This is a genomic window from Microcoleus sp. S36a_B3 (assembly GCF_036700745.1).
GTDB lineage: Bacteria > Cyanobacteriota > Cyanobacteriia > Cyanobacteriales > Microcoleaceae > Microcoleus.
In genome coordinates this window covers 129,246-151,501 of sequence record NZ_JAUBPN010000010.1, presented here as the reverse complement: position 1 = coordinate 151,501, position 22,256 = coordinate 129,246, and the positions used below count along the sequence as shown (strand labels likewise).

At 41.0% G+C, this 22,256-nt stretch carries 13 protein-coding genes and 1 pseudogene; 11 read left to right on the top strand and 3 right to left on the bottom strand.

All coding sequences use genetic code 11. The annotated features are described in order from the left end of the window. Positions 1-43 precede the first annotated feature (43 nt). Both QUA01_RS13595 and QUA01_RS13590 read left to right on the top strand, forming a co-directional pair. Positions 44-5,497, top strand: coding sequence for an ATP-binding sensor histidine kinase (locus QUA01_RS13595; protein WP_333089916.1), 5,454 nt, complete (start codon positions 44-46; stop codon positions 5,495-5,497). 266 nt (positions 5,498-5,763) lie between these two features. Further along, entirely contained in the window at positions 5,764-12,417 is a 6,654-nt protein-coding gene (locus QUA01_RS13590) for an amino acid adenylation domain-containing protein (RefSeq protein WP_333089918.1), read from the top strand. Between the two features lie 262 nt (positions 12,418-12,679). Here QUA01_RS13590 and QUA01_RS13585 read toward each other — a convergent pair whose 3' ends face one another. After that, positions 12,680-13,051, bottom strand: a complete 372-nt coding sequence (locus QUA01_RS13585; protein ID WP_333089920.1) for a transposase — start codon at positions 13,049-13,051, stop codon at positions 12,680-12,682. A gap of 42 nt (positions 13,052-13,093) precedes the next feature. After that, a complete protein-coding gene (locus QUA01_RS27420) occupies positions 13,094-13,252 on the bottom strand; it encodes a winged helix-turn-helix domain-containing protein (RefSeq protein ID WP_442921545.1) in 159 nt (52 codons plus the stop codon). 264 nt (positions 13,253-13,516) lie between these two features. Between QUA01_RS27420 and QUA01_RS13580 the strand changes: the two are divergent. From QUA01_RS13580 to QUA01_RS13540, 9 genes and pseudogenes are all read left to right on the top strand, one after another. After that, positions 13,517-14,588: pseudogene (locus tag QUA01_RS13580) on the top strand (IS630 family transposase). Positions 14,589-14,681: 93 nt separating this feature from the next. Next, complete coding sequence (locus tag QUA01_RS13575; protein ID WP_333089921.1) at positions 14,682-14,966, top strand: hypothetical protein; 285 nt, start codon at positions 14,682-14,684, stop codon at positions 14,964-14,966. Positions 14,967-15,112: 146 nt separating this feature from the next. Continuing rightward, positions 15,113-15,667: a bleomycin hydrolase gene (locus QUA01_RS13570; protein WP_194069665.1), complete on the top strand. Its 555-nt coding sequence runs from the start codon at positions 15,113-15,115 to the stop codon at positions 15,665-15,667. Positions 15,668-15,751: 84 nt separating this feature from the next. Beyond that, a complete protein-coding gene (locus QUA01_RS13565) occupies positions 15,752-16,246 on the top strand; it encodes a bleomycin hydrolase (protein ID WP_194012005.1) in 495 nt (164 codons plus the stop codon). 411 nt (positions 16,247-16,657) lie between these two features. Next, positions 16,658-17,935 (top strand): HEAT repeat domain-containing protein, encoded by a 1,278-nt coding sequence (locus QUA01_RS13560; RefSeq protein WP_333089924.1) that lies wholly within the window; start codon positions 16,658-16,660, stop codon positions 17,933-17,935. Between the two features lie 117 nt (positions 17,936-18,052). Next, on the top strand, positions 18,053-18,664 hold the full coding sequence (locus tag QUA01_RS13555; protein ID WP_333089926.1) for a HEAT repeat domain-containing protein: 612 nt from the start codon (positions 18,053-18,055) through the stop codon (positions 18,662-18,664). A 288-nt stretch (positions 18,665-18,952) separates the two neighbouring features. Continuing rightward, positions 18,953-19,825, top strand: coding sequence for an MBL fold metallo-hydrolase (locus QUA01_RS13550; RefSeq protein WP_333089927.1), 873 nt, complete (start codon positions 18,953-18,955; stop codon positions 19,823-19,825). Between the two features lie 135 nt (positions 19,826-19,960). After that, complete coding sequence (locus tag QUA01_RS13545; protein ID WP_333089928.1) at positions 19,961-20,185, top strand: DUF433 domain-containing protein; 225 nt, start codon at positions 19,961-19,963, stop codon at positions 20,183-20,185. 44 nt (positions 20,186-20,229) lie between these two features. Then, entirely contained in the window at positions 20,230-20,520 is a 291-nt protein-coding gene (locus QUA01_RS13540) for a DUF5615 family PIN-like protein (RefSeq protein ID WP_333089929.1), read from the top strand. A gap of 44 nt (positions 20,521-20,564) precedes the next feature. On the opposite strand, the gene QUA01_RS13535 is transcribed toward QUA01_RS13540, so the two are convergent. Then, complete coding sequence (locus QUA01_RS13535; RefSeq protein WP_333089930.1) at positions 20,565-22,253, bottom strand: glycoside hydrolase family 44 protein; 1,689 nt, start codon at positions 22,251-22,253, stop codon at positions 20,565-20,567. Between the last annotated feature and the right edge of the window lie 3 nt (positions 22,254-22,256).

Below are 22,256 nucleotides of genomic sequence, written 5' to 3'. Positions count from 1 at the left end.
TTATAAGAATTATAAACTTTCTGCTGACAATTAGGAAAAAGCCATGTTTATTATTGCAGGTTATGAATACTTAGAAAAAATTCACGATAGTTTAATGACCCAGGTTTATAGAGCGCGGAGAATTCGAGATCTTCAACCTGTTATTGTGAAAATTCTAAAAAAGGCATATCCTTCCAGTCAAGACATTTATGTATTTAAACATCAGTATGAATTGCTGAAAAACTTAGATTCAGAAGGCATTGTCAAAGCTTATAGCATAGAAAAATCTAACAATTATATAGCTATAATTTTAGAAGATTTTGGTGGTAATTCACTGAAAAAATTTTTAAATACTGATACAGTTATAGATTTATCTGTATTTTTGCAAATAGCAATTGGATCAACTAAAGCTTTAGAAGAAGTACATAAAATAAATATTATACACAAAGATATCAAGCCCGATAATATCATTATTAACCAGCGAACATTAAAAATAAAGATCGCAGACTTTTCAATTGCATCACTTCTGATGCAAGAAAAATATCTAGCCAGCAATCCCGATCTATTAGAAGGAACTTTGGCCTATATGTCCCCAGAGCAAACTGGTAGGATGAATCGCGCGATTGATTATCGTACTGACTTTTATTCTTTGGGTGTCACATTTTATGAAATGCTGACTAGACAGTTGCCATTTCAAACTACAGATGCGATGGAACTCGTTCACAGTCATATTGCCAAAATACCCGCTTTACCGCATGAACTAGATCCAACTATCCCGAAAGTAGTATCTGATATCGTGATGAAATTATTAGCCAAAACTGTTGAGGATAGATATCAAAGTGCTTATGGAATTAAGGCAGATTTGGAAGCGTGTTTAACTCAACTACAAACTAATGGAAGAATTGAAAATTTCATTCTCGGTCAGCATGATGTTTTTGCTAAATTTCAAATACCCCAAAAGCTTTACGGTCGCGATGGAGAAATTGCTACCCTAAACGCTGCTTTTGAAAGAACCAGTCAAGGTAAGAGTGAGATGATACTTGTTTCCGGTTCCTCAGGAATCGGCAAGACAGCCTTGATTAATGAAATCGATCGACAAATTGTGCGGCGAAAGGGTTATTTTACTTCAGGAAAATGCGATCAATTTAAACGCGGTATTCCTTATGCTGCACTAATTCAAGCTTTTCAGACCTTGATTCGCCAGCTATTAACTGAAAGTGAAAAAAAAATTCAGATCTGGAAAGAAAAATTATTAAAAGCTTTGGGTACAAATGGCAGAGTTATTATTGAAGTCATTCCTGAAGTCGAATTAATTATGGGGTCGCAACCCCCTATTCCTCAATTAGAATCTGGAGAATCACAAAATCGATTTTATTTAGTCTTTCAAAAGTTTTTAGGTGTTTTTACCAGTAAAAAACATCCTTTAGTTCTTTTCATAGACGATTTACAGTGGGTTGATTCTGCCTCATTAAAATTACTCCAGCTACTAATGATGTCATTAGATAGTCAATACTTTTTGTTAATTGGAGCTTACCGAGATAACGAAGTGAATGAAGCTCATTCATTGACGTTGCTTTTGAATGAAATTCAAAAAGCTGGAGTTAAAGTAAATCAGATCGATATACAACCTTTAAATACTGTTCAAGTTAATGAATTAATTGCAGACACGCTTCACTGCGAATTAGAAAAAGCCTTACCTTTAGCAGAAATAGTCTTTAATAAAACGGCTGGCAATCCCTTTTTTGTAACTCAAATACTTAAAACATTCTACCAAGAGAACCTACTCTCATTCGATCCGAATGCTGGTAATTGGCCGTGGGATATTCAGCAAATTAAACAAGTTCAAATTACGGATAATGTTGTTGAATTAATGGTTGACAAAATTGAAGAACTTCCTAGTTTTACGCAAAATGTTTTAAAAGTAGCAGCTTGTATTGGTAATACATTTACATTAAACGATCTAGCAATAGTCAATGAAAAATCTTTATCATCTACAGCAACAGAGCTTTGGCAAGCACTTCAAGAAGATTTAATTTTTCCTTTAAGCGGTGCTTATAAAATTCCTTTAGCTAATGATTTAAATACATCATTAACATTAGTTGATGAGTCAGAAAAACAAAGTAATTTATCTCTAAATATTGAGTATAAATTTTTGCACGATCGCGTTCAACAAGCCGCTTATTCTTTGATTCCAGCAGAGCAAAAAAAAGAAATTCATTTAAAAGTCGGTCAACTACTACTAAAGAATACTCAAACGACAGAAATAGAAGAGAAAGTTTTTGATATTGTCAATCACTTAAATATGGCTATAGAGTTAATTACAAGTGAAAAAACTAAACAAGAGCTAGCTGAGTTAAATCTGTTGTCTGCGCGGAAAGCAAAGGCAGCAGCAGCTTATGAACTCGCGCAGAAATACTTAAATTTCGGGCTAGAATTACTTGCAGAAGATAGTTGGAATAGTAATTATAAATTAACTTTTTTTCTGTATATAGAAACAGTAGAAGTAGAATATTTAAATAACAATTTTGAAAGTTCAAGTTCTCTTGGTGATATTGTTTTAAAAAAAGCTACTTCGCTTTTACAAAAAGTCAAAGTATATGAAATAAAAATCCAATTTTATATTTCTCTCAATCAGATGCAAGCAGCGCTTGACACATCGTTGTTAGTGCTGGAAATGTTAGGAGAACCTTTAGTTGAAAAATTGCCTGAAGAATTAGATATTGATAATTTAAGCAATTTACCAGAAATGACTGACCCTGATAAACTTGCAGCCATGCGAATATTAGTTAAAGCGATAACACCTGCTTATGTAATGAATCCAGCACTTTTAGTACCGATCGTGTTTACGATGGTCAATATTTGCATTAAATATGGAAATTCATCACTATCTACTTTCGCTTATACTTTTTATGGCTTACTCCTTTGTACTTCAATAGACAACATTGAACGTGGATATCAGTTCGGTAAATTAGGAATAAATTTAGTCGATCAATTGAATGCCAAAGAAGTTAAAGCTAAAGTGTATGAACTATTTTATGTTCATATCAAACATTGGGTAAGCCATGTTAGAGAAACCATAGAACCTTTACAAGAAGCTGTTCAATATGGTTTAGAGAGTGGTGATTTAGAGTATGCTGGTTACGCGGCTATTTACACTTCAGTTTATCCTTTTTTTGTAGGCGAGCATCTAAATGAAGTGTGTGCCAAACAAACTATTTACACAAACATATTAGTTAATTTAAAACAAAATTACTTGAGCTTTTCTATTATAATTTGGCGACAGTTAGTTTTGAATTTATTAAATAAAACCGAAAATGAATGTAGAGCAATCGGTAATTTGTTTGATGAAGAAGTAATGCTACCTATTTTTACTGAATCAAACAATGGTGCTTTACTTTTTTCTACGTATCTTTCCAAATCAATATTTTTATATTTACTTCAAAACTACGCAGAAGCAGTTAGTTATGCAAAGCTAGCTGAGCAATATTCTGGTTATTCGGCTGGGTTAGTACATACAAGCGAACAAAATTTTTACTATTCTATGATTCTACTTGCACAATGTTCAATTGTAGGAGAAATTGATAGAGAAATCAACCTGAAACAAGTGGAAGCAAACCAAATTAAATTAAAAAAATGGTCGTTATATGCTCCCATGAATTACGAACACAAATATTATTTAGTAGACGCAGAAAAGGCTAAAATTTTAGGGCATATACTGCCAGCAATGGAATATTACGATCTAGCAATTCAAGGAGCCAAAGAGCAAGGTTATATTCACGAAGAAGCACTAGCGAATGAAAAAGCAGCAGAATTTTATCGTAGTCTTGGAAGAGAAAAGATAGCTCAAACATATTTACTAGAGTCATACTATTGCTATGCTCGTTGGGGAGCCATAGCAAAAATTAAAGATTTGGAATCAAAATACCCGCAATTACTATCTTTAACCTCTAATGAAACTTCTAGTCGAGAACTAACTGTTACGACAAGTTCTTCAAGCTTCGGAACTAAAGCCGATGTTTTAGACTTAGCAACTATAATCAAAGCATCGCAAGCTCTTGCTGGCGAAATTGTACTTGATAAATTTTTGGACAAATTGCTAAAAGTTTTAATGGAAAATGCAGGCGCTCAAACTAGCTGCCTTGTTTTAGAAGCCAATGGTATTTTAACGCTCAAAGCAACTGGTACTGTAGAACAAGAACAAATAACTTTGTGGACATCGATATCTATAGAAAACAGTCCAAATTTACCAGTTTCTTTAATAAATTACGTAGCTAGGACAAAAGAAAATGTTGTTTTAAATAATGCCGCAAAAGAGGGAATATTTGTCAAAGACTCGTATATCATTAAAGCTCAAGTTAAATCCATTTTATGTGCTCCAGTTATCAATCAAAATAAACTAATTGGAATAATTTATTTAGAGAATAATTTAACTGTTGGGGCATTTACACCTGCTCGTTTAGAAATCGTTAAAATCCTTTCGACGCAAATAGTTATTTCCTTAGAAAATGCTTTGCTTTATAAAAATTTAGAAGAATACAGCCGTACGCTAGAAGAAAAGGTGAAAGAACGCACCTTTGAACTAAGCGAAAAAAATGATAAATCAAAAGATCAAGCAATTAAATTACAAAAAGCTTTGGATGACCTAAAGCAAGCTCAAGCACAACTTATCCAAACTGAAAAAATGTCTAGTTTGGGACAATTAGTTGCTGGTGTTGCTCACGAAATAAACAATCCAGTCAACTTTATTTATGGTAATTTAAGCCACGCTAGCGAATATAGCGAACAATTATTACATTTAATTGCTCTCTACCAAGACAGCAATCCTAGTCCTCAACCAGAAATTCAAAATTATATTGAAGAAATTGAGTTGGAATACTTATTGGAAGATTTACCTAAATTGTTTTCTTCAATGCAACTGGGAGCAACCCGTATTCGCGAAATCGTTTTGTCACTCAGAAGTTTTTCTCGTTTAGATGAAGCAGATATCAAATCAGTAGATATCCATGAGGGTATTGAAAGTACGCTGTTAATTTTGCGAAACCGTTTGAATAAAAAGGCAGATAATTCAGCAATTCAGGTAACTAAAAACTATGGTGAACTGCCATTAGTAGAGTGTTACCCAGGGCAATTAAATCAAGTATTTATGAACGTTATTGCTAATGCTATTGATGCGTTAGAGCAGCGCGATCGCCATCGCTCGCAAACACAGATGAAGGAAAATTCTAGCACCATTATTATCGTAACTGAAGTAATAGATTGCGATTGGATAAGAATACGGATTGCTGACAATGGAACTGGCGTAACAGAAGAAGTGCGTACTAAACTATTTGATCCATTCTTCACAACCAAACCCGTTGGTTCTGGAACGGGTTTGGGGTTGTCTATTAGTTATCAAATTGTGGTTGAAAAACATGGCGGACAACTGAACTGCGTTTCAGCACCAGGTCAAGGTGCGGAGTTCATAATTGAGATTCCCGTTAATCAGCAAAATCGCCAAAAGTCAAGCTCCCTAATGTAGATTTTATTTGGTTGATTCTGAAGGTAGTAAATATTTTTGGATCGCTCCTACCTAAATTTGTGATTTTTTTCAATTTGGAGTAATCTATATTTAGTAGCACCGATCCAAAAAATAGCGAACAGAAGAGTAAGCTTTAAACTTAGCTCGAACCTGTCAAGCTTTTCGCTAAACACAAAGGCTTTTAGTTGAGTATTGCTTCAGAGTGAAAGTTCTAGATAATCGCTGACAATCAGTCACTTAGTATAATTAGTTGGAGGAAACATCAAATGTCCGATCATTTGAAAGGTGGAGCTATTCATCAACTGTTTGAATCTCAAGTAGAGCGTACACCGGATGCGGTGGCGGTGGTTTTTGAAGGACAAAAATTAACTTATCGAGAATTGAATGTAAAAGCGAATCAGTTAGCGAATTACCTGCGATCGCTCGGAGTAAAGCCAGAAGTGTTAGTAGGCATCTACGTCGAACGTTCCTTTGATACGATCGTGGGAATCCTGGGCGTACTTAAAGCTGGTGGTGCTTACGTCCCCATAGACCCTGCCTATCCATCTGAGCGCATCGCTTATATGCTAGATGATTCGCAACTACCAGTTCTATTAACTCAGAAACAACTGATTGCCTCGTTATCAGAACATCAAGCACAGGTAGTTTGCTTGGATACTGATTGGGAAGAAATCTCTACCGAAAGTGAACTTCCTCCCACCACGGGCGTAACGCCCGATAACTTGGCTTATGTCATTTACACCTCCGGTTCAACAGGAAAGCCCAAAGGGGTTTTGATTCCCCATTCAGGGCTGTTAAATCTAGTTTTCTGGCACCAACGCGCCTTTGAGGTAACATCATTAGACCGGGCTACTCAGCTAGCTGGAAGTGCATTTGATGCTTCTGTGTGGGAAGTGTGGCCTTATTTAGCATCAGGATCCAGTATTTATTTAATCGATCCTGATATTCTTCTGTCTCCAGAAAAACTGCGCGATTGGCTATTGACCAAAGAGATAACAATTACTTTTGTCCCTACCCTCATAGCAGAAAAGCTGTTGTCGCTACAATGGCCTTTTGATGGAGCTTTGCGAATCATGCTGACGGGTGGAGATCAGCTTCATCAGCATCCATCAGCTTCCATTCCCTTCAAATTAGTCAATAACTACGGGCCGACTGAGAATACTGTAGTCACGACTTCTGGGTTGGTCGAAAGCGATGGTACAAATAATACTTTGCCTCACATCGGTCGTCCGATCGATAATACTCAAATCTATATTCTCGATCGCGATCTCCAACCAGTTTCCATCGGCATTCTTGGAGAACTCCACATTGCTGGTGTGGGACTAGCAAGAGGCTACCTCAACCGTCCCGAAACTACTCAAGAGAAATTTATTCCCAATCCCTTTAGCAATGAAGCTGGTTCGCGCCTATACAAAACTGGTGATTTGGCTCGTTACTTACCAGACGGTAATATTGAATTTATCGGTCGCATCGATCATCAAGTCAAAATTCGCGGATTCCGCATCGAACTGGGAGAAATTGAAGCATCACTGCAACAACATCCTGATGTGCGACAAGCCGTTGCGATCGCGCGGGAAGACGTACCGGGTGACAAGCGTTTAGTCGCCTACATCGTCTCTAATCTCATACCGGAACGGATACCTTATCAAAGTCCTTGCTTGGTTGAATTTGATGGTAATCGTACTATAGAAGTAACCACGGAAGACATTTCAATAGGTGGTATTAGCTTAGTAGGAATGACAGAAGTTTTAGAGCTAGATAGTCGCGTCCGCTTGCACCTACAGCTACCAGAAAATTCTCAACTTTTGTGGGTAGAAGGTAAAGTAGTATGGCAAGAAAAACAGCAAACGGGGATTCAGTTCGAGCTAACGCCAACGCAGCAAATTACCATCCAAGCCAGCTTAGATAATCTCCTGGAAAAACAGAAACTTTTGAGAGTTTTGCAACGCACTGTTAGCCGTAACCTACGCAACTTCTTGAAACAGAAGTTGCCTGAATACATGGTGCCTTCTAACTTTGTCATCCTGAAAGAATTGCCGCTAACTCCTAACGGAAAACTGGATCGTCAAGCGTTACCTTCACCGAAACAAATCAGAAAGAAACTGACAAATAGCAATATTGACTCTGTAACTGATATTGTAGATAACCCAGATGTTTTAGAACGGGAGCGAGAGCTTGAGTTAATGCCTTTCGTTCCTCCTCGCACTCCGGTTGAAGAAGTGATAGCAAGAATTTGGGCGGAAATTTTAGATTTAGAGCAAGTTGGGATTCATGACAACTTTTTGGAATGCGGAGGACACTCGTTACTAGCTACTCAAGTTATCTCTCGCATCCGAAATACGCTTGCAATAGAATTGTCTCTGCGCTCTTTGTTTGAAGCACCCACAATAGCCGAATTAGCCCAGCAAATAGAAACAGAACTTCAAACAAACTCAAGTTTACAACTTTCTCCAATCGAAGTGATTTCTCGCAACCAGAATTTGCCTCTTTCTTTTGGCGAACAACAGATGTGGTTTTTGGCGCAAGTGGAACCGGGTAATCCTTTTTATAACGAACACTTTACAATTTACTTACCTAGTTCCCTCGATCGATTAGCGTTAGAACAAAGTTTCAACGCAATTATCGATCGCCACGAAATTCTGCGAACCAACTTTTCTATCTTTGATGGGCAACCAATTCGGATCGTTCAGCCAAGTTGCTATTTGCCTCTGCCATTAATTAATCTTCAAGAAATAGCGTCAGAAAGCGAGCGCGAAATAGAAGCTTTGCGGTTAGTCACAGAAAAGGCACGGCAACCTTTTAATCTCACCTCTGATTTGTTGCTAAGAGCTACTCTAATTCAACTCAGCGAGACGGATTACAGACTATACATAACCGTACATCACATTATTTTAGATGCGGTTTCTATATACAGCGTGCTATTTCCCGAACTGGTAGCACTCTACGAAGCTATTTGCGATCGCAAACCCTCCTCCCTACCAGAACTAACCGTTCAGTATGCCGACTTTGCCTACTGGCAGCGGCAACAATTACAAGTAGAATTACTGAAGTCACAGCTAGCTTACTGGAAACAGCAATTAGCAGATTTGCCCCCGCTACATTTGCCCACCGATCGTCCAAGACCGCCAGTTCAAAAGTTTCGGGGCGCAATGCAAACTCTGGCACTTTCCAAGAGTTTAACTGAAGCTCTGAAAGCTTTATCTCGTCAGGAAAATGTCACTTTATTCATGACATTAATGGCGGTATTCAAAATTTTGCTCTACCGCTATTCGGGACAAGAAGATATTCCCGTCGCCACCGTTACTGCTGGGCGCAACCGACCGGAAATTGAAAGATTAATTGGGTATTTCCTCAATACGCTGATCCTACGTACTGACCTTTCTGGTTTTCCCAGTTTCAGACAGTTACTTTCCAGAGAAAAAGAAGTAGCTTTAGAAGCTTATGCTCACCAAGAATTGCCATTCGAGAAGGTAGTGGAAGAACTTCAACCAGAAAGAAAGCTGGGTCAGAATCCATTATTTCAAGTGTTGTTTATTTTGGAACCACCAATTGCAACCTTGGATTCTAAGGATTGGCAAATCAACCAGATGGACATTCATATCGGTACGTCAAAATGCGATTTGTTTCTTCAATTAGAAGAAACACCGGAAGGAATTCTGGGTCGTTTTGAGTACGATACGGACTTATTTGAGGCTGCTAGTATTTCCCGGATGGTTGGACATTTTATCACTTTGTTGGAAAGTATTGTTGCCAACCCAGATCAGTCTATCTTGAAGTTGTCTTTGTTGACAATTGACGAACAAAAGCAGTTAATAAATTGGAATGCTACTGGAGTCAATTATTCGCATAATAAGTGCGTTCACCAGTTATTTGAAACTCAAGTAGAACGAACTCCCGATGCGGTAGCAGTTATCTTTGAGGGGGAGCAACTCACTTATCGGGAGTTGAATCAACGGGCGAATCAATTAGCGCATCATTTACGATCGCTAGGAGTTGTACCAGATACGGTAGTTGGTATCTGCTTAGAACGATCGCTGGAAATGGCGATCGGACTTTTGGGCATCCTAAAAGCAGGTGCAGCTTACTTACCTCTCGACCCAGCTTATCCGCAAGAACGGATAGCTTATATGCTGGAAAATGCCGGAGTTCCAGTAGTGCTAACTCAGGCAAGTTTATTGCCGCCACTGTTAGAGTATGGGATACCAGCGATCTGTTTAGATCGGGGCTGGAAATCGATCGCCCAACGCCCGCAAGATAACCCCACGACAGCCGTATTACCCGACCATTTAGCTTACGTTATCTATACATCAGGTTCTACAGGCAAACCTAAAGGGGTGGCAATGAGTCACCGTCCCCTGGTGAATCTGATCGATTGGCAATTACAAAATTTCGCTTTCCCTGCTACTAAAACCCTCCAATTTGCCCCCATCAGTTTCGATGTTTCTTTTCAGGAGTGTTTTTCCAGTTGGTGTTCTGGCGGCACTTTAGTGTTAATTTCAGACATGATTCGGAAAGATGCAGTAGCTTTATTGCAACTTCTCCAAGATGAAGCGATCGAACGTTTATTTCTTCCTTTTATTGCCCTTCAACATCTAGCTGAGGTTGCTGAGGAACGAGGAACCGTACCTCATAGTTTGCGAGAAATTATGACGGCTGGTGAACAGTTACAAATTAGTCGAGCGATCGTCAATTGGTTTAGTCAGCTAAAAGATTGCACTTTGCACAATCAATATGGCCCTTCTGAAAGTCATGTTGTAACGGTATTTACTCTCACTGGTTTACCTGAAAACTGGCCTAAATTGCCTTCTATCGGTCGTCCTATTGCCAATGCTCAAATCCACATCCTCGATTCACAATTACAACCAGTACCTATTGGTATTCTAGGAGAAATTTACATAGGTGGTGTTAGTTTGGCCAATGGTTATATCAACCGACCAGATTTAACACCCCAACGGTTTATTGCCAGTCCATCATTAAATAGTAATGAGTTATTAGTTTTGAACTCTGAATTAGAAGAAAACTCAAAATTCAAAATTCAAAATTCAAAGCTGTACAAAACTGGCGATCTAGCCCGCTATTTACCAGATGGTAACATCGAGTATATGGGTCGAATGGACGACCAAGTAAAGATTCGCGGTTTTCGGATTGAGTTAGGAGAGATTGAGACTGCATTGGGGCAACATCCAAATGTATTGGGAGTTGTTGTTATTGTTAGGGAAGATATACCGGGCGACAAGCGTTTAGTTGCTTATATAGTTGTCTCCAAAGAGTTAGCATATTCTGCCAACGAACTGCGGCACTTTTTGCAAGAAAAGTTACCTGAATACATGATTCCTAATGCTTTTGTATTTTTAGAAGCACTGCCTTTAACTCCTTCTGGAAAAGTAAATCGACGAATCTTACCAGCGCCAGAAGGAAATCGAGAAGAACTAGAAACAGCATTCATTGCGCCTCGTACTCCTGTGGAAGAAAAGTTAGCTGAAATCTGGAAAAAGATTCTCGGTATCGATCGAGTTGGCGTTTACGATCGCTTTTTCGATTTGGGCGGCCATTCTTTAAAAGTTACTCAGCTAATGTTTAAAGTGAAAGATGCTTTTCAGGTAGAAGTATCGCTAAGACAATTCTTTGAAGTACCGACTATTGCTGGAATTGCGGATGCGATCGCTCTCGCTAGTCGCCCAGATTTCAATTCTACATCACCACAAAAAGAAATTATCAATCTAAACGGGGAAGCAATTCTAGATCCTACCATCTCTCCTGAAAATATTAATTTTGAATGGGGTAAAGAACCATCCCATATCTTATTAACAGGAGCAACCGGATTTCTCGGTACTCACTTACTTAATGACTTACTAAACAAAACGCAGGCAAATATTTATTGCCTGGTAAGAGCATCCAACCTCGAACAAGGCATCGAAAGAATCCAAAAAAGTCGAGAACGCTACTTACTTGATAACCAACCTATCAGCAACCGCATCATTCCAATTTTAGGAGATTTATCTCAACCCTTCTTAGGGCTTACATCAAATCAATTTTACGCATTGGCAAGCGAAATCGATGTAATTTACCATAATGGTGCATCAACAAATCTGATTTATCCATACTCTGCATTGAAAGCGGTAAACGTTCTCAGTACGCAGGAAGTTTTGAGATTAGCCTGCATTATAAAAGTAAAACCCGTGCATTTCGTTTCTACCATTGGCGTATTTTGCTCGGATACTTACGAGGGATATACAGTAGTTCGAGAACAAGACGAACTACCTGATAGTGAAACTCTTTCTGAAGGTTACGATCGAAGTAAATGGGTAGCTGAAAAATTAGTTATGATTGCCCATTCTAGAGGGCTACCCGTTTATATTTATAGACCGGGATTCATCTCAGGAGACAGCCAAACGGGTATTTGCAATACTGCCGATCTGCTCCGCAGAATACTTATAGGTTGCATTCAAATGGGAAAAACACCTGATTTAGACATGATGGTAGACATGACTCCTGTGGATTATGTTAGCCAAGCGATCGTTCATTTATCCAAACAAAAAGAATTGGTCGGGAAAGCTTTCCATTTAGTTAACCCTCACCCCATTGTTTGGAATCAGCTTTGCGATTCAATTCGCTCTCTTGGCTGCTCACTCGAACGCATTCCTTATAAACAGTGGAAATTTGAGTTATTAAAATTGGTTGAAAATTCACCAGAAAATGCTTTGCATCCAGTGGTCAGCCTTTTCTCTAATGAAACCGTAATTTTACAGACAATCACAAGTCTTTACTTTGATTCTCAAAACGCGATCGATGGTTTAGTTGGTAGCTGCATTAGCTGTCCACCTATAGATGAAAAATTGTTAAATACTTACTTATCGTACTTACTGAAGTTTAGACTAACCGCGCCTTATACCAATTCTCTAAATGCCGACTACAGATAACACCTCCAATATATATGTTCTTCCAAGAATTATAGATATTGTCTACTTATTTTGACGAACAGTAGAAACTAAAACGGTAGTAATAAATATGTAGTGATATCATGTCCGGTAGCATAACCATAATTAAGCCACCACTTGGGGCCACCAATGGAAATTTGTCAAACCTCGAACTAAGTCTTGCTGTTGGAGTAATTGTTGGCAACGATTAAATAAAATTTCCTCTAATTCATCAAGATTTTTAAATGTTCGATTAGCAAGAGGCTCATTTGTAAGTGGCTAAAGTCTTTCTGCGCCTTTGTAGTTCTGGAGAGTGAGAGGGCATTTCTATAATATGAATGCCCTGCGGTACATCAAGTTTTTTAGCGGTATGCGATCCAGCTCGATCTAAAGTCAATACGACTTGTTTATTTTCCCCGACTTCAAAATGTTGGGCGAAATCGGCTAAAACTTGATTAAAAATTTCGGTATTCACAAAAGGTAGAATCCACGCCTTTGTTTCTTCAGATTGTGGGTGAACGAAGCCATACAACCACAACCATTTAAATCGCCAATTTACCGATGCTACGGGTACTGTCGATTCATCTACCCAAATACGTCTAATTATTGGTTTCAGCCCAACTCTATGTTCATCCATTGTCCAAACTTCTACATCGGCATTTGGGTACTCTTCTTGAACTTAATTCACCGTTTTTGCTAATTTTTTTTTCCATTGTTCCTGTTCCGTAAAGTCTGCTTCCTGATGAGAGGGTCGAGGTACTCTCAAACGTAGTCTCATTGCCTTCAAATACTCCCAACCTCGTTGTCTACTAACTGAACGTCCTAATAATTCACTCATCCAATTTGCAACTTTCTGTCCGTTCCAAAGCCCACCCACAGTTGGAGGTGATTGTAGCGCTTGCCATAGTTGTGCTTGTTGTACATCATTCAAAAGTGTATGGGCATCTGGATGTTCATGCCTTTTATCTCCAAGTGATTTTGGACCAATGCGGTTAAGCTGATACGCAGCTATACCGTATAATTTAAATATAAATTAAGGGATAATTAGTTGTAATATATGCTAGCTAAAAACCATCTATCTCAAAATAAAAAATAGAGACTTATTAAACTACTAAAAGAGTCTGATGATAATTACATGAGGGAAAAAGCTCTAATTTTATTGCTAATAAATGACGAAAAAACTTATCGAGAAATTAGTGAATTTATGGAAATTGCTTACACAACAGTGGCTTATTGGTCAGTTCATGGCGATCCGGATAATTTGGATAGTTTTTTAGATAAAAGAAGCCCAGGAAATTTTCGCAAAGTCACTCCAGAGTATGAACAAATATTGATAGATACAATCGATAAAGCTCCGGAAGAATATGGATATGAATTTGGGAGATGGACGGCAGCCAGATTAGCAACATATTTAGAAAAAGTCACAGGAATTAAATTGAGTGGTTCCCAAATATCCCGGATACTACAAAAAAAAATACGTTTAGATTTGGGCGAAATATAGCTTAGAATCCAAACAAAATCCCCTTGAAAGAGAAGTGTTTAAACAGAAATTATCGGAGTATTTAAGAATAACTAAACAAACGCCAGAGCTTTTACAGGTATGGTAAAAGGCGTGAGAGTGGATTCAGTTTACGAGTGATAAAAAAAAATGGGGTAAAAAATGTAGTCGAAAAAAAATTACATATCAAAGGGAAAGAGGCAGAGTAAATATCATGGCTGGGTTGAGATATCATGACAAAAAAAGGTTAAATTTTGTGATAAAAAGAGGAGACTTGAATACATTTTATGAGCAAATTAATGCTTTAAATGATTCGATAGTTCAAGAGTGGAGAGAACTGGGCAATCAAACTGAAAACTTTGCCTAATCTGGAATGAAGATTGTAATCATTTTAGACAATGCTAGTTTTAATAAAAAGAAAGATATTTTGAGCTAAATATTAGCCGAAATGCCTCAGATTATTTTAGAATTTTTGCCACCTTACAGCCCTGATTATAATTTGATTGAATTGGTTTGGCATTCAGCGAAAGAATATATAGCACATCGACTGTTTAAGTCAGTAGAAGAATTGTCTGATTTGCTACATAAATTATTAAATGAAGGAGAAATGGTTATTAAATGGGATCGAAAAATCAAAAATAAAGGCAATGCTATTTTATCCGGTTTAGCTGCGTAGCAGCTTATTGGCGGAATCGGTGGCGGGCAGCGATCGCCCTCCACGGTACTCAAGACTCCCAAGCTAAAGAATTACTCTCGGAACTGCAGCGGGATGAGCATTACAGGGTGGTTGCTGTGGCTTTGGAAGGCACTGTGGCAGAAAACTGAGAAAACTCATCCGCGAGGGCGATCGACTCACGGGCGAGATCGAGGAGCTCGACCAGACATACATAATTTGTTACCCGTGAGCCGAGGATCGGCAACTGTCTCGCAGCTTCCCCCAGAAATTCTCCCAAGCAGTCTGGCTGGACGCAGGCGGACTCAAAAACCCGCTTTGGGCCTCAAGCATCTCTCGGAGAAACCGCGTTTTTGCCTAAATCCTCCCCTGGTAGGATGATCCATGCCCTGTGTCCCCTATAGCAAAATGTTACAGATTATTACTTTGTTTCTAATAAATGAGACTGAGAGGCCCGTTGTCTTTTATGTTCTAAATCGACTTGTTAAATAACAAGATTTTTACCTTTTATTCAGAAGGAGAGCTCAATGCTAGACGCATTTTCCAGAGCCGTAATCACGGCAGATGCCAAAACCGGTACTATTGGTGGCGCTGAACTTACTTCACTAAGAAGCTTTATTGCTGAAGGCAACAAGCGCTTGGATGCAGTAAACGCGATCGCTAGCAACGCTAGCTGCATAGTTTCTGATGCCATCGCCGGCATGGTCTGCGAAAACCAAGGTTTGATTCAAGCCGGTGGCAATTGCTACCCGAACCGCCGCATGGCTGCTTGCTTGCGCGACGGCGAAATCATCCTGCGTTACATCAGCTACGCTTTGTTGGCTGGTGATGCTTCCGTTTTGGACGATCGTTGCTTGAATGGTTTGAAAGAAACCTACATCGCTCTGGGCGTGCCTTCTGGCTCCGCAGTTCGTGCAGTTCAAATCATGAAAGCTAGCTCTGTTGCTCACATCAATAGCACCAACACAGAAGCTCAAGCTGGTAATCGCTTCCGCAAAATGGAAACCATCGATGGCGACTGCTCCTCTTTGGCATCTGAAGCTGCTAGCTACTTCGATCGCGTTGCTTCTGCTCTGAGCTAATTCAAGCAGACCAATAGTTACTGGCTCTGCGGCCAGTTGAATTGAAACAAACTGTCAAAAATCTATTTCTGGAGATCTCAGAACATGAAATCAGTAATCACCACAGTAGTTACGGCTGCTGATGCGGCGGGGCGTTTCCCCTCCTCTTCTGACTTGGAATCGGTTCAAGGAAGCATTCAACGCGCTGCTGCTCGTTTAGAAGCTGCTGAAAAGCTGGCTGCTGGAATCGACGCAGTTGCTAAAGAAGGCTACGATGCTTGCATCAAAAAATATCCTTACTTGAACAACGCTGGCGAAGCCAACGAAACTCAAGTCAAAAAAGACAAGTGTATGCGCGACATCAAGCACTACCTGCGCTTGATCAACTACTGCTTGGTAGTTGGCGGCACCGGCCCTCTTGATGAATGGGGTATTGCTGGTCAACGCGAAGTTTACCGCGCCTTGAACTTGCCTACAGCTCCTTACGTTGCTGCTTTGGTGTACACTCGCGATCGCGCTTGCGCTCCTCGCGATATGTCTCCTCAAGCCTTGGTAGAGTTCCGCGCTCTCCTCGACTACACGATCAACTCTCTTTCCTAGAAAGCTCGATCGCTTAATTCACGGCTAGGTTGGACATAAGTTCGATCGGTTGTGGGGGACTCTTGGGACGCTGCAAAAGCCTAAATCGGGTTTAGTGTCGTGCTAAGAGTCCCTTAACATTTGTTAGTTGTCAGTTGTCAGTTGTCAGTTATTAGTTATTGGTTATTAGTTATTGGTTATTAGTTGTTAGTTATGAGTTATTGGTTATGAGTTATTGGTTATGAGTTATTGGTTATGAGTTATTGGTTATTAGTTATTAGTTATTAGTTATTGGTTATTAGTTATTGGTTATTAGTTATTGGTTATTAGTTATTGGTTATTGGTTATTAGTGATAAAAAGGGATTAAAAGAAATAATTTGTGTATCGGTGTTTTTGGTGGTATCGTACTGTTAGTTGTTGGTAATTGGTAAGTGGATAAGCGTTTTTTTAATTTATTTAATCTGACAGAAGAACAGGCGATCGCCATTTTGGAAACGCCGGCCCAAAAACTAGATGACCCTTACGATCGCTACATTGCAGCTTCTCATTTAGTAAATTTTTCCACAGAAAAGTCGATCGCCGCCCTGATTGTAGCCGTGGAAAATACCGACGATGGTCTTGACAATCGCTCAGTTCGCCGCAAAGCAGCAGAAACCTTGGGGCGCTTGCAGGCAAAATCTGCACTCACATCTCTCCATGCTTGCTTGGGCGATGATGACTGTTACGTGGTAGAAAATGCAGTTTGGGCGATCGGCGAAATCGGCACAGAAAATCCCGATATCTTAGAAGATATTGCCAAATTGCTCGACAAACCAACTCAAAGCTATCGGGTAATCATCCACGCTTTGGCAAAATTAAATTACACAGCAGCACTCTCGCGCCTCAACAAATTTGTAGAGGATAAAGATGGGATGATTCAAGGTGCGGCCATCACCACAATCTGCCGCTTTTCGGGAGATTACTCGCAAATGTCGCGCGTGGTAGAGTTGCTGCAAAGCAGCAATGTTAACGATCGCCGCAGCAGCATTCAAGATTTAATAGACGCCAAATATTACAAAGCAATTCCCGAAATTTCGCGCTGTCCCGTGTCTTTGGTGTTTCGCCTGCGGGCCGTGCGGATGCTAGCGAGTGCGGGGATTCCCGCTGGAGAGATTGCTTTTGCCGAAATTGAACCGATTCTCGATCGCATAATTGGCGATCGGCCCGACGACCTCGATTTAGTACACGAATACGACCAACTACCAAGCCTCGAATTTGCAATTAATGAACTCTACGAAACCGATTTCGGACGCTGTTATCTGGCAACCAAAACCATCCTAGAATCCTACAGAAATGAAGCACCGGATGCCTTACTCGCAACTTATGCAAAATCAGCATACAACGATTACGGCGCGCACTATCATGTCATGAAACTGCTGGGTTGGCTCAAGTACGCCCCTGCCTTCGATTTACTCATAGAAGCCCTGCACAATCGAGAACCGCAGTTTCAAAAATCCCGCGCCGCCGCAGCCTTCGCCCTCGGCGAAATCGGCGACAAGCGCGCTATTGCTGAACTAAAAGTTTGTCTGGAAACTAGAATTTGGGATTTGAAATATGCTAGTTTGATGGCATTGAAAAAATTAGGAGACAAAAGCGGCTGTGAGATTTTGGCTGCCGATGAGGATTTGCTGCTGCGGGCAAAAGCGGCGAGTTTAATCTCTAGAGTATAATAATTTAAGGTTGTTGACTGTTAACTGTTAACTGTTGACTGTTAACTGTTAACTGCCAACTAACAACTGCCAACTGCCAACTAACAACTGCCAACTGCCAACTGACTACTGACTAAAATGCCGAAAGAAGAACTTTTCCAACAGCTAAAGCATCCAAATCCGCACCTGCGGAAACGCGCAATCAGCGAAATAGCTGAAACTCGCGATGAAACGACTATTGGGCAGTTGATGGGAATTTTGGACGAGGAAGATGTTGTTTATCGCCGATCGGCAGTGCAAGTTTTGGGGATAATCGGTAACGATGCTGTGCCGTTGCTGGTAGATTCTCTGCTCAATAGCAAGAATGCCACGATTCAGGCGAGTTGTGCAAAAGCATTAACGGCGATCGCTGTCAACTATCCCGATATAACTTTTCCAGAATTAGGATTGCAAGGGCTGCAAAAAGCACTAAGCGATCCGAATCCGGTGGTTTATATCTCCTCGGTAATGGCGCTGGGACAAATTGGTACAGCCGCGTTGGATATCTTGATTGAGACGATCGAGAATACTGACAATATTGCCTTGGCTGTGGCGATAACTGGTTCCTTGGCGACAATCGGAGGTACAAAAGCCCAGGAGGTTTTGGAGGTGGCGGCGGTCAATCCTGATGCCGATCCTTATATTCGTGAGTCTGCTGAAAGTGCTTTGTCTCGAATGAATCAGGTGACTCAGTGGAATTCCGGCGGTTAGTTGGATTGAATGGGCGATCGACCATTTAGATCAAATTCGCTTAGATCCAAATAATACCGCAGTGCTGTCTGCAGCGGACAGAACTGCACTCTCAGAAAATTATGATTCCGATACAAACGGAAAGAATATCAGAGCCCGTCCGATCGATTACCATAACAAAACGGTTAATTCGCGCGTGCGGACTTGCATACGCTTGCTTGGTTGCGCCCCAAGTCCCCACTAAGAAATGTAAAATGGTAGAAGATGTTAGCGTGAACTAACATTTTCAATTTTTCAAGAGGTAAAAAAATGGCTAATATAAATTTGCGCCGCCCCGAAAATATCAGCGGTAACTTTTATGTAGACAGTACCTGTATAAACTGCGATACTTGTCGCTGGATGGCACCGGAAGTATTTACTGAAGCCGGAGAAAAGTCGGCGGTTTACCAGCAACCGACAAACGAAATAGCATCCATGCGAAGTCTCGCGGCTCTTTTATCTTGTCCCACAAGTTCGATCGGCACTGTTGACAAACCGAAAAACATTAAAGAAGTTCAGCAAAATTTGCCTGCACTCGTAACAGAAAATATTTACCACTGCGGCTACCATTCCGAGAAGTCCTACGGGGCTGCTAGTTATTTAATTGTTCGTCCAGAGGGCAATATTTTAGTCGATTCTCCCCGTTTTGCGCCGCCGCTAGTTAAAAATATCGAAGCAATGGGCGGCATTCGCTATATGTACTTGACTCACCGCGACGATGTAGCAGACCATCAAAAATACCACGATCATTTTGGGTGCGATCGCATTCTCCATGCTGACGAAATTAACGCGGATACTCGCAGTGTAGAAATTCACTTATCAGGCAGCGAACCGTATCAATTAGCCGATGATTTGTTGATTATACCTGTTCCCGGCCACACGAAAGGTCACACAGTTTTGCTTTACAATAACAAGTTTTTGTTCACCGGCGATCATCTTGCTTGGTCGGATAATTTGCAGCAGCTAATGGCCTTTCGCGAAGTCTGTTGGTATTCTTGGCCGGAACAAATCAAATCTATGCAAAACTTGGCTAATTACTCGTTTGAATGGGTGTTGCCGGGACACGGCCGCCGATATAATGCCGATCGAGAAACGATGAGCAATCAAATGCAAAAGTGTATTGCTTGGATGGTCGATGCTTAATCTGATATACTGAATACAGCCTTTCGAGATATCATATGAGGTACTATCCGGCATAGGGCATAGGGCTTTGCGGGCCTAGGGCATACCTCACTTTTTTGAGAACCGCTATATAAGTTTTTACCATCATTAACTTGAATGTTGGAACTACTTGCAAGAATCACAATTAATCCCAGACAGTGTAGCGGTCGTCCCTGTATTCGCGGCATGAGAATTCGGGTATCAGATGTACTAGACTTATTTGCGGCTGGTTTGAGTGCGGAACAAATTCTCGAAGAAATGCCCGATCTGGAAATAGACGACCTCAAAGCATCTCTTTTGTACGCCTCACATAAACTTAATCATCCAGTATTGGTTGCATGACGATCTGGGTAGATGCACATCTGTCACCAGCGATCGCAACCTCGATGACTAATACACTAGGAGTAGCAGCGGTAGCCTTGCGCGACATTGGACTCAGAGATGCTGAAGATCCTGAGATTTTCGAGGCAGCCAAAGCGCAGGGAGTTATTTTGATGACTAAAGACAGTGATTTTGTTGATTTAGTCGATCGTCTTGATTCCCCCCCACAAATTATTTGGTTGACGTGTGGCAATACATCAAACGATCGGTTGCGAGAGATTCTCAGTGCAACGTTGTTAGATGCGCTGGAACTTTTGAGAACAGGTGAAAGGTTGGTGGAGATTAGCGGGGATTAGTCGCCACAGTAAAAATTTACAATACTAGGGAATTTGACAACTGACTAAGCTTTTTCCTTGGGAATAGCAACCAAAGTGATAGAATTAGCGGGGTAAGTTGCCTTAAATCCAGTACCGCTGACAGCTAAATCGCTCTGACGGACGATCGCCTGCAAATTTGCCTCGCTGTAAGTGTAAACTTGAGCTTTACCCGCCGATTTAAATCCTTTCAAACTCAAGTTGCTAGTCAATTTTTTACTGGTTTTGTTAATGATTACCAGCGTCAAAGCACCGTCGTTAGTGCGTTGCGATCCGTAGATTGACAAAAGTTCTTGGTCTGTGCTGTGCGATCGCACCCAAGTATCGCCGTACTTGCTGCCCTTCCCGTCATAATTCAGGTACGTGCGGAAGGCATAGGAACCCGGTTCAGAAGACTTCGGAGGCCCCCACAGCGTCGCTAAATCGAGTTGTTCTCGCCCAAAAATCCCCAGGATATCGGCTTGAGTTAACGCGCCGTTCATCGACTCCAAACCGCCCCAATTGTATTCAGTAATTGCAAGTTTTGTACCTGGATAATCCTGCTTTATCCAGTCTCTAAACCGGGGAATAATTGTTAGCGGCGGATTCGATTTACCAATCCAACTTTCATCAGTATAAGTGCTGTCCCACAGAGAACGAGTCGATCGCAACCGCGCGGATTGCGTCTTAGCATCGCCGGCGGGACAATTCGCCAAACAGAGGTCATCGACGACAGGATAGTAGTGTTCGTCAAAATAGTCGAGAATCCGAACACCTTTTTGCTGTTCGTAGGCGCGCATTTGCTGCAAGTACCACCGCGCAAACCAGACGCCACCGTGTTTCTGGCGATCGCCCTTTACTCCCGAATCCACATAAACAGGCCAGCCAAAATCCGACGGGCCCAGTACCTTAGCGGTGGGATCTGTGGCTTTTACCATTGACGCATATTGGTAAGTGCGATCGCGCAATTCATCATAACTTGTCGCTTCTGGATGAACATCGCGGTGAGTGTTTCCCCAGCCGCTTGGTTCGTTGTCCATTTGATAAATTTGCACGCCGCCCGATTCAGCAGTACCGTGGGTTTTAACTAAGTGTTGAACCCAAGCTTTCTGGAAAGCGGCATCGCTAACAATACTAACATCAAGGCGATTATTATCAGTTATCAAACTGCCATCTGGACGCTTTCCGTTACCGCACTTGTCGCCTTCTGGAAAAATGTAAGGATTGGTTTTTTCTTGGGCGCCGTATTTGGCTACTCGAAAGCCGCAATTCCAGATGCTCAATTTATTTACATAGCCAATCATCGGGATAGTAACGATGCTTTTGCTGCCGTTTTTGCGGTTGGTGTTGACAATTTTGTCGATCGAATCGCCGGGAATCGGGTTTTTGTTGTCGCCGCCGCCCACGAAGAAGAAGTCATCGCCGCTGTTGGAAGAATCGACTAACCAGTTGTAGCGGCTGGTGTGATTTGCGCCCCAGCGTTCGACTGGAATTCGCAACTCTTTGGCGATGGCGGGATCTAGGGCATAATCGTTCATACCGTAGATGTCGGGGCTGATGGAATGGCGATCGGCTGTAACGTCTACAGATAAGGTGAGATTTGCTGTTTGGGCGATCGCGCTTTTGAAGTAAACTGCGGTGGCGATCGTTGCCAAAGCAGCCAAAACGCCTAATAATAGTAGGATAATCCAACCTAGTTTGTTGGAGGGCGATCGCCACAAAAATCGTTTATTCATTTT

Bases quoted from the DNA above. Each gene is read 5' to 3' on its own strand.
- QUA01_RS13570 (WP_194069665.1), top strand. From the start codon at position 15,113: ATGCTAGACGCATTTTCCAGAGCCGTAATCACGGCAGATGCCAAAACC.
- QUA01_RS13565 (WP_194012005.1), top strand. From the start codon at position 15,752: ATGAAATCAGTAATCACCACAGTAGTTACGGCTGCTGATGCGGCGGGG.
- QUA01_RS13595 (WP_333089916.1), top strand. From the start codon at position 44: ATGTTTATTATTGCAGGTTATGAATACTTAGAAAAAATTCACGATAGT.
- QUA01_RS13540 (WP_333089929.1), top strand. From the start codon at position 20,230: ATGACTAATACACTAGGAGTAGCAGCGGTAGCCTTGCGCGACATTGGA.
- QUA01_RS13550 (WP_333089927.1), top strand. From the start codon at position 18,953: ATGGCTAATATAAATTTGCGCCGCCCCGAAAATATCAGCGGTAACTTT.
- QUA01_RS27420 (WP_442921545.1), bottom strand. From the start codon at position 13,252: ATGAGTGAATTATTAGGACGTTCAGTTAGTAGACAACGAGGTTGGGAG.
- QUA01_RS13590 (WP_333089918.1), top strand. From the start codon at position 5,764: ATGTCCGATCATTTGAAAGGTGGAGCTATTCATCAACTGTTTGAATCT.
- QUA01_RS13535 (WP_333089930.1), bottom strand. From the start codon at position 22,253: ATGAATAAACGATTTTTGTGGCGATCGCCCTCCAACAAACTAGGTTGG.
- QUA01_RS13585 (WP_333089920.1), bottom strand. From the start codon at position 13,051: ATGGATGAACATAGAGTTGGGCTGAAACCAATAATTAGACGTATTTGG.
- QUA01_RS13555 (WP_333089926.1), top strand. From the start codon at position 18,053: ATGCCGAAAGAAGAACTTTTCCAACAGCTAAAGCATCCAAATCCGCAC.
- QUA01_RS13545 (WP_333089928.1), top strand. From the start codon at position 19,961: ATGTTGGAACTACTTGCAAGAATCACAATTAATCCCAGACAGTGTAGC.
- QUA01_RS13575 (WP_333089921.1), top strand. From the start codon at position 14,682: ATGAGCATTACAGGGTGGTTGCTGTGGCTTTGGAAGGCACTGTGGCAG.